Annotated in this window: 5 protein-coding genes; 3 read left to right on the plus strand and 2 right to left on the minus strand. The window is 56.7% G+C overall.

The genetic code is table 11. From position 1 onward, the window contains the following. Window positions 1-158: 158 nt before the first annotated feature. The gene (locus tag HMPREF3087_RS03355; protein ID WP_218078846.1) at window positions 159-3,152 is read left to right on the plus strand and encodes a type I restriction endonuclease subunit R, EcoR124 family; all 2,994 of its coding nucleotides are present in this window, start codon (window positions 159-161) and stop codon (window positions 3,150-3,152) included. Between the two features lie 153 nt (window positions 3,153-3,305). Here HMPREF3087_RS03355 and HMPREF3087_RS03360 read toward each other — a convergent pair whose 3' ends face one another. Both HMPREF3087_RS03360 and HMPREF3087_RS03365 read right to left on the minus strand, forming a co-directional pair. Then, window positions 3,306-3,596 carry a hypothetical protein gene (locus HMPREF3087_RS03360; protein WP_070428049.1) on the minus strand — a complete coding sequence of 97 codons (291 nt, stop codon included), beginning with the start codon at window positions 3,594-3,596 and terminating at the stop codon, window positions 3,306-3,308. 15 nt (window positions 3,597-3,611) lie between these two features. Beyond that, window positions 3,612-4,604 (minus strand): hypothetical protein, encoded by a 993-nt coding sequence (locus tag HMPREF3087_RS03365; protein ID WP_070428050.1) that lies wholly within the window; start codon window positions 4,602-4,604, stop codon window positions 3,612-3,614. Between the two features lie 409 nt (window positions 4,605-5,013). Between HMPREF3087_RS03365 and HMPREF3087_RS03370 the strand changes: the two genes are divergently transcribed. Further along, a complete protein-coding gene (locus tag HMPREF3087_RS03370) occupies window positions 5,014-6,018 on the plus strand; it encodes a DEAD/DEAH box helicase (RefSeq protein ID WP_070428051.1) in 1,005 nt (334 codons plus the stop codon). 215 nt (window positions 6,019-6,233) lie between these two features. Then, window positions 6,234-7,046: IS110 family transposase (locus tag HMPREF3087_RS03375; protein WP_070428052.1), on the plus strand; the 813-nt coding region annotated here is incomplete at its 3' end.

A 7,046-nucleotide genomic window follows, 5' to 3' on the forward strand; every position in this document is an offset into this window, starting at 1 on the left:
ACTTACAAGTACGAATCCGATTTTGAGGACGATGTAGTCGCTATGTTGCGCCGTTACGGCTGGGATGAGGTACTTGACCGCCCCACTGAGGCCAGCTCATCGACAACTGGGCGGAGATCCTTTACAACAACAACCGTGATCAGGACCGGCTTGGTGACGTGCCGCTGACATCCTCCGAGATGGATCAGATCCTAGAGCAGATCACTGAGCTGCGCACGCCGCTGCGCCTCAACGAGTTCATCAATGGGCGCAGCGTGGCTATTACCCGCGATGCACCTGGGGCACACAACTTGGGCAAGGAAGTGTCGCTTAAGATCTACGACCGCCGAGAGATCGCAGGTGGTCAGTCGTGCTATCAGATCGCACGCCAGCCGAAGTTCTCCACGGCAGCACATGAGCTCCTGCCTGAGCGTCGGGGAGACCTCATGCTCTTGATCAACGGCATGCCTGTGATCCATCTGGAACTCAAGCGCTCCGGCGTGCCTGTCTCGCAGGCAACGCACCAGATCGATAAGTACGCGTATGAGGGTGTCTACTCCGGCTTGTTCTCGCTGGTACAGATTTTCGTGGCAATGACGCCTACCGAATCCTTGTACTTTGCTAATCCCGGCCCTGACAGCAAGCTCAACTCTGATTTCTTATTCCACTGGGCCGATTTCAACAATGAACCGATCAACGACTGGCCGGAGGTGGTGAAGTCGTTGTTGTCAATCCCGATGGCCCACCAGCTCATTGGCTTCTATACGGTGACAGATCGTGCGGCCGGAGTGCTCATGGCAATGCGTTCGTACCAGTACTTTGCAGCGCACCGCATCGCCGACCGGGTGGCAAGCCACGAATGGGGCAGCGGCAACAAGGGTGGTTACATCTGGCACACCACCGGATCTGGAAAGACGGTTACGAGTTTCAAGACCGCACAGCTCATCGCTGACTCGAAGAACGCCGACAAGGTTGTGTTCCTTCTTGACCGCGTGGAACTGGGTACGCAGTCGCTTGCGAATTACCGTAGCTATGGTGGTGACGCAATCGACGTTGCTGATACCGCCAGCGCTGATGAGCTGCTTCGCGTGCTGACTAATGACACTTCGGTGCTAATCGTGACCTCGTTGCAGAAATTCCACCACTTGCAGGCTGACACACTTCGCGAGCCGATCTTGAAGAAGCTGCGCTCGAAGCGCGTCGTGTTCATTGTTGATGAGGCACATCGCTCGACCTTTGGCGATATGCTGCTCGGCATCAAGACCACGTTGCCGGATGCGCTGCTGTTTGGCTTTACTGGCACGCCTATCCATGATGAAAACCAGAAGGTGTATTCCACCACGGCCACTATCTTCGGCGATGAGCTGCACCGTTATTCCATTGCCGACGGCATCCGTGACGGCAATGTGCTCGGTTTTGATCCTGAGATGGTCGAGACCTTCCGCGCGCATGACGTGCGTAAAACCATTGCTTTGGAACAAGCTAAGGCTGCCGACGAGCAAGAGGCTTTTAGCGATCCGAAGAAGGAAAGGATCTTCCTGAAGTATATGGACAAGGGGCAGATCCCGATGGCCGGTGTGCGCCACGAGGATGGTACTTATGACAAAGGCATCGAAGACTACCTGCCGATGTCGCAGTACGACCAGCGTGAACACCGTGCTGCCGTTGCTGCCGATATCGCTGAGCATTGGGGCCACTTGAGCCGCAACAGCACCTTCCACGCGATCCTGGCTACGCATTCCATTCCTGAGGCTATCGAGTACTTTCGTATTTTCCGCGACGCTTACCCATACTTGAACGTCACTGCGCTGTTCGATCCGAATATCGATAACACTGGTGAAGCACAACTTAAGAAAGAAGACGGCCTTATCGAGGTGCTAGAGCATTACAACGCCACATACGACCAGCACTTCACCATGACGACGCACGCGGCATTCAAGCGCGATATCGCTGCACGTCTAGCCCATAAGGCGCCGTACAACACGCAGAAGTTCACGCACGACAAGCAGATCGACCTGCTCATCGTCGTCGATCAGATGCTCACTGGCTTTGACTCGAAGTGGCTCAACACGCTGTACCTGGACAAAGTCATCGCTTATGAGAACATCATCCAAGCGTTCTCGCGCACCAACCGTGTCTTCGGCCCGGAAAAGCCCTTCGGCTCTATCCGCTACTACCGCAAGCCGTACACGATGCGTCGCAACATCGACTCCGCCGTCAAGCTGTACTCCGGTGATAAGCCCTTTGGGCTGTTCGTTGATCGCCTTGACGAGCACCTCAGGCAGATCAACCAGTGCTTTAGCGTCATTAAACGGCTGTTTACTGGGATCGATGACTTCTCTCGGTTGCCGAATGATGATGCTGACCGCCTAGAGTTCGCAAAAGTGTTCCCTGAACTCTACGAGCATCTCCAGGCGGCGCAAATCCAAGGCTTTACCTGGGATAAGGACACCTACCAGTTCACAGAGACCACCATCACGGTCGAACTGACCGAGCCGGAGTTTAGTGCGCTGCTGTCGCGTTACAAGGAACTTACCCCCGGCGGTGGTAATGGCGGCGGTGATGGCGGCGGTGAGGGCGATGACGACGATGATGGTCCGCCGTACGACATCAACGTCCACATCACCCACATCGACACTGCCCGTATCGACGCTGACTATCTCAATGCGAAGTACACGAAGTACCTGCGCGCCCTTGAAGCCGGGGTACCGCAGGACGAACTCGATGAACTGCGGTCAGACCTGCACGCTGGTTTTGCGCGTTTGAGCTCCGATGACCAAGTATTCGCCAACCGTTGGTTGCACGACATCCAATCTGGTGAGGCGAAGCTTGTCCCAGGCAAGACCGTGCAGGATTACATCAACGATTACAAGCTCACGCAGCAAGATCATGAGCTAAGCGTGCTCGAGGAAGCGATGGGTGTTGCTCCTGACTCCCTGCGCACGATCCTTGCTGCTCAGGTCAATGTGGCCAATATCAATGAGTACGGTCGCTTCGATGTCGTCCTTGATTCAGTCGACCTAGACATGGCAGCGGAGTATTTCCACAAGCAAACCGGGAAACAAGTCCCGCGCTTCAAGGTCCGCACGGCGGCAGACCAGTTGTTGCGCCGGTACGTGCTGCACCGTGAGCTGCCCGAAGATCTCAAGGAGGCCGCGGCCAGAAGAAGATAAAGGGCAGACATGCTCATCGGATACGCGCGATTTTGGACCCTGGTTAGTGCAGGAGCCAAGGTCCAAAATCGCGCGTATCGACCGTTTAGCGCTTTATTCGACGTACAGGCATAAGGCGGGCAAGCAACTCGAATGTGCCGCTACAGCACACGATCAGTATTCGATTGGACCGTGTTGCCAGACGTATTTCTGGAATGTTTTCGAGTTCAACACCAGGTCGATTTCCTGGATGCGCAGCAAAGTCAGAGCATAGTGGCGCGGGCAGTACAGCTTGGGTTCTGTGCCGTGGTTGTCGTGCTGAGGGTGAGGGCAACGGTAGCTCACGTAGTATTCGGGGGTTTGGCCGCACGGTGTCTTGTCCCAGTCGCACCCACGGTGGAACCCGCCATCCCCAAAGCCGAAGTCGGCTTCGATATCCGATGGTGTTTTCACGGTTACTGGCATGATGTGCTCCTGGGATTAGTTGCTGATTCGAGAGTGGGCAACAGCGATTGCATTCTCCACCTCGGCATCGGTCGGTGGGTGACGATCGTCCATGAGGTGACCCCATCGGCGTTCGTATTCGTCGGCGAGTTTTCGTTCGTCAGCAACGTCGCTTGTTGGCCGCAGTTCAAAGTAGATTGACTGACCATCATGATCGATGTGTATGTCGAGGCAGTGAGTGTCGTGATGTACCGGCATCGCCGTGTCTTGATCCTCGAAGATGAGAATCCACCAGGGATTTGACGGCGAGTTGGAAATCATTACGCCATCAGGAAGATCGGACGCGCGGTGCACCATCTCTGCTTCAAATGACATGAGTTGGGAGCCTGAGAAACGGGCGTGGAGGTACGGTCGTAGACCGCGGGGGTCCAGGGAACGCAGCCATGCTACTGGTTCAACGGTGTCAATGAACTGTTTGGTGCAGAACCGATCTGTTTCACCGTCGACGATGTACCGAGCCAAGTTCGTCGGACCACTCGGCCACGCGTCAATTGTGCGGACTGTGATGTTGAGTTGACCGAACAGCTTGTTCAAATCCGCTTCTAATGTGCCTGGTGTGGGATAGTTGGCAAGGTTTCGCAGAGAATCTTCGTAGGCCACTACGTTGGCGCCAACGCGGTCTAACTTGGCCTCGATTGATTCTCCAGACCAGCGCGGGTCCTGCAGCGGGTTAAGAACCTGCGTGTCCCAATACGAGATGGCGTCGCACCATTCGGCAATGGTGGCTGGGCGCACAGCGTCAGAGTGAATATCACGGAACTGGGCGGGCTTGCCGTCAATGGTCACCACAGGTGCGCCGTCATTGGTGTACTCGAATGCAAACTGAGCCGGTTGGCCGTCGGCGTCATGGGCGCTGACAAGCCAGCGCCTTCCGTCCCATCCAAAAGAATCTGAATTAATGCGCGACCCGTAGACGGGGAGGTAATCCGGGGCGAGGCTGGCCCAAGGGTTTTCAGGTGTGCTGGTCATACCGAAACTGTAGCCTCTAAATGTGGCGCTCACCACAGGTTTGCCGGGCAGTCGGTAACAGGCGTAGGAATGCCTTCCATCCCAGCTAAACAAGCTAACGGTGCTCGCCGAAGAAGGCGCGTGCCAGAGAACCTTCGTGACGATCAAGTAGGCGCTCTGGAATTTGGAAGTGCTGTAAGCCAGAGGCTAGATCCGCAGGGAAGGCAAGCGCGGCGTTATGGTCGATGGCGACGTCGAAGAGCCGAGCCCGGCGACCTGTTCTCCTACCCCATGAACATCGTCGGACACTGCTCCGTGGGGCACGTATTCGGGCTGGCGAGACACTCGGCGGTGACGCCGGCGCGAAGATCACGACGTCGAGGCAGCCGAGCATCATTGACGAAGAAAAAAACTGCCTCCAGCTGGAGATGTGAACCTGATAGGCGAAGGCACGCCGTTGCGCGACATCGAGCGCCTCATTGCCGTCGACGATTCGGCCTGGTCTCATCTTCCGCAGGCGCTGGCTGAATCGGACGCCCTTACCTTGCCTGTCGACCCAGAGCGAGGCCGTCGCTCGCTGGGGGGCGTCTATGGTGCTACGGCCTGGGGAATTGATGCTCTTGGTGAAGAGTGGGAATTCGATCTGCTTGTCATCGATGAAGCGGCTCAGTGCTCGTTAGCTTTTACCCTGGCGGCTGCCGGTCGTGCTAAGCGTATCCTGCTGTTGGGCGACCCACGACAGCTACCGCAAGTGGTGCAAGGAACGCATTGGGGCGGGGCAGAGTCGTCAGCCCTTGGTTGGTGGGCTAACAACGAAGCTGCTCTTCCAGCGGATCGGGGGTACTTCATGGAGCAGACATGGCGGATGCCGCGTAATTTGACCACTAAGGTGTCAGCGCTGCCGTATCGCAATCAGTTGGTTTCGGCTGATGCTGCTAATGAACGTTATTTGAGCGTAGCGGTGCCATGCACTTATCCGGTCGAGAGCGGAATCCATGGTGTTCGGCTTAAGCGTGAGGGGAACTCAATTAAGTCTCAGGAAGAAGTTGACGAGGTTGTTAGGACCGCGCGCGAATTGTTGTCTGGAGGCACTGTTTGGCACACGCCGAGCGCAGATCGTGAAGATCGTGAAGTAACGCAAAGAGATGTTCTGGTAGTAGCTCCTTACGATGCTCAGGTCACTTCTCTTCGAGCAGCTCTTAAAGCGGTGGTTTTGGCTGAAGTCCGGGTCGGAACAGTTGACAAGTTCCAAGGACAGGAAGCCCCAATCGTGATTGTTTCGATGACGTGTTCGAGTGCTGCTGACTCTCCGCGTGGAGCGGATTCTGTGATGAACCGCAACCGTTTGAATGTAGCAGTGTCACCCGCGCAGTGGGTTCCCTATGTGGTCTGCTCGGAACACCTGGTTGAAGTGACCCGTTACATTCATTCATAGGTCCTCACCAGAGGATCTGGTCGCTGGTCCTGGTATGGCTTTCTTGCCCTGTCACTGATGATCCGGGGGGTGTTGCCGCCAGGAGTCCAGGACGCGCGTTGACTGCTGATAGGGACGTGGCCGGACGAACTCGTCTAGGTCTCTTCGTAACGTGGGTGCCAGCATCGGGTGTCACGACACCGGCGACCGGGAAGCAACAGGTGAAGGAGCCTGTCATGACAACCGAATACGCAATCACACTGGGCCTCGATGTCGGGAAGTCCGCCCATCATGGATGCGCGCTCACACCCGACGGGCAACGTGTGTATGACCACGAGCTGCCCCAGGACGAAACCACCTTGCGGAAGGTCTTGACCGACCTGCAACAGCACGGTCGGGTGCTTGTCGTGGTCGACCAGCCGAACACGATCGGAGCGCTGCCAATCGCTGTCGCCCGTGATCTCGGCGCGGACGTCGCCTACCTGCCCGGACTGGCAATGCGCAAGGCCGCGGATCTGTATCCGGGACGGTCGAAGACCGACGCCAGGGACGCGTTCATCATCGCTGATACCGCCCGGATAATGCCACACACGCTACGAGCCGTGGACCGCAATTCCGAGGTTTTGTCGGCACTGAAGGTGCTCTCCGGGTTCGACGAAGACCTCGCTCGTGAATCAACGCGCGCGATCAACCGACTACGGTCCCTATTAGTCCAGATCTACCCATCACTGGAACGTGTCTTCCCCGGTGCCGTTCTCACTCGGGCAATCGTATTGGATCTGCTGATCCGCTACCACGGTCCCGCCGGACTCAAAGCTGCCGGCAAAGCCGGAGTGAAACGGTGGGCACGTCACCACAGCCGCAAAGACCCAGGCCCACTGATCGACCAGATATTCACCGCACTATCCGAACAGACCGTCACAGTGCCCGGCGCTGACGCTGTTGAGCTCGTTATCCCGAGGGTCGCAGCTCAGATCAAAGAGCTTAAGCATCAACGAGACATCGTCGCCGAAGAGGTGGAGAAGCTGGTCGACGACTTCCCTCTTTCC

The organism is Brevibacterium sp. HMSC22B09, assembly GCF_001806795.1.
Taxonomy (GTDB): domain Bacteria; phylum Actinomycetota; class Actinomycetes; order Actinomycetales; family Brevibacteriaceae; genus Brevibacterium; species Brevibacterium ravenspurgense.

Excerpts from the sequence above, each read along its gene's own strand:
- HMPREF3087_RS03360 (WP_070428049.1), bottom strand. The coding sequence starts at position 3,596 with ATGCCAGTAACCGTGAAAACACCATCGGATATCGAAGCCGACTTCGGC.
- HMPREF3087_RS03365 (WP_070428050.1), bottom strand. The coding sequence starts at position 4,604 with ATGACCAGCACACCTGAAAACCCTTGGGCCAGCCTCGCCCCGGATTAC.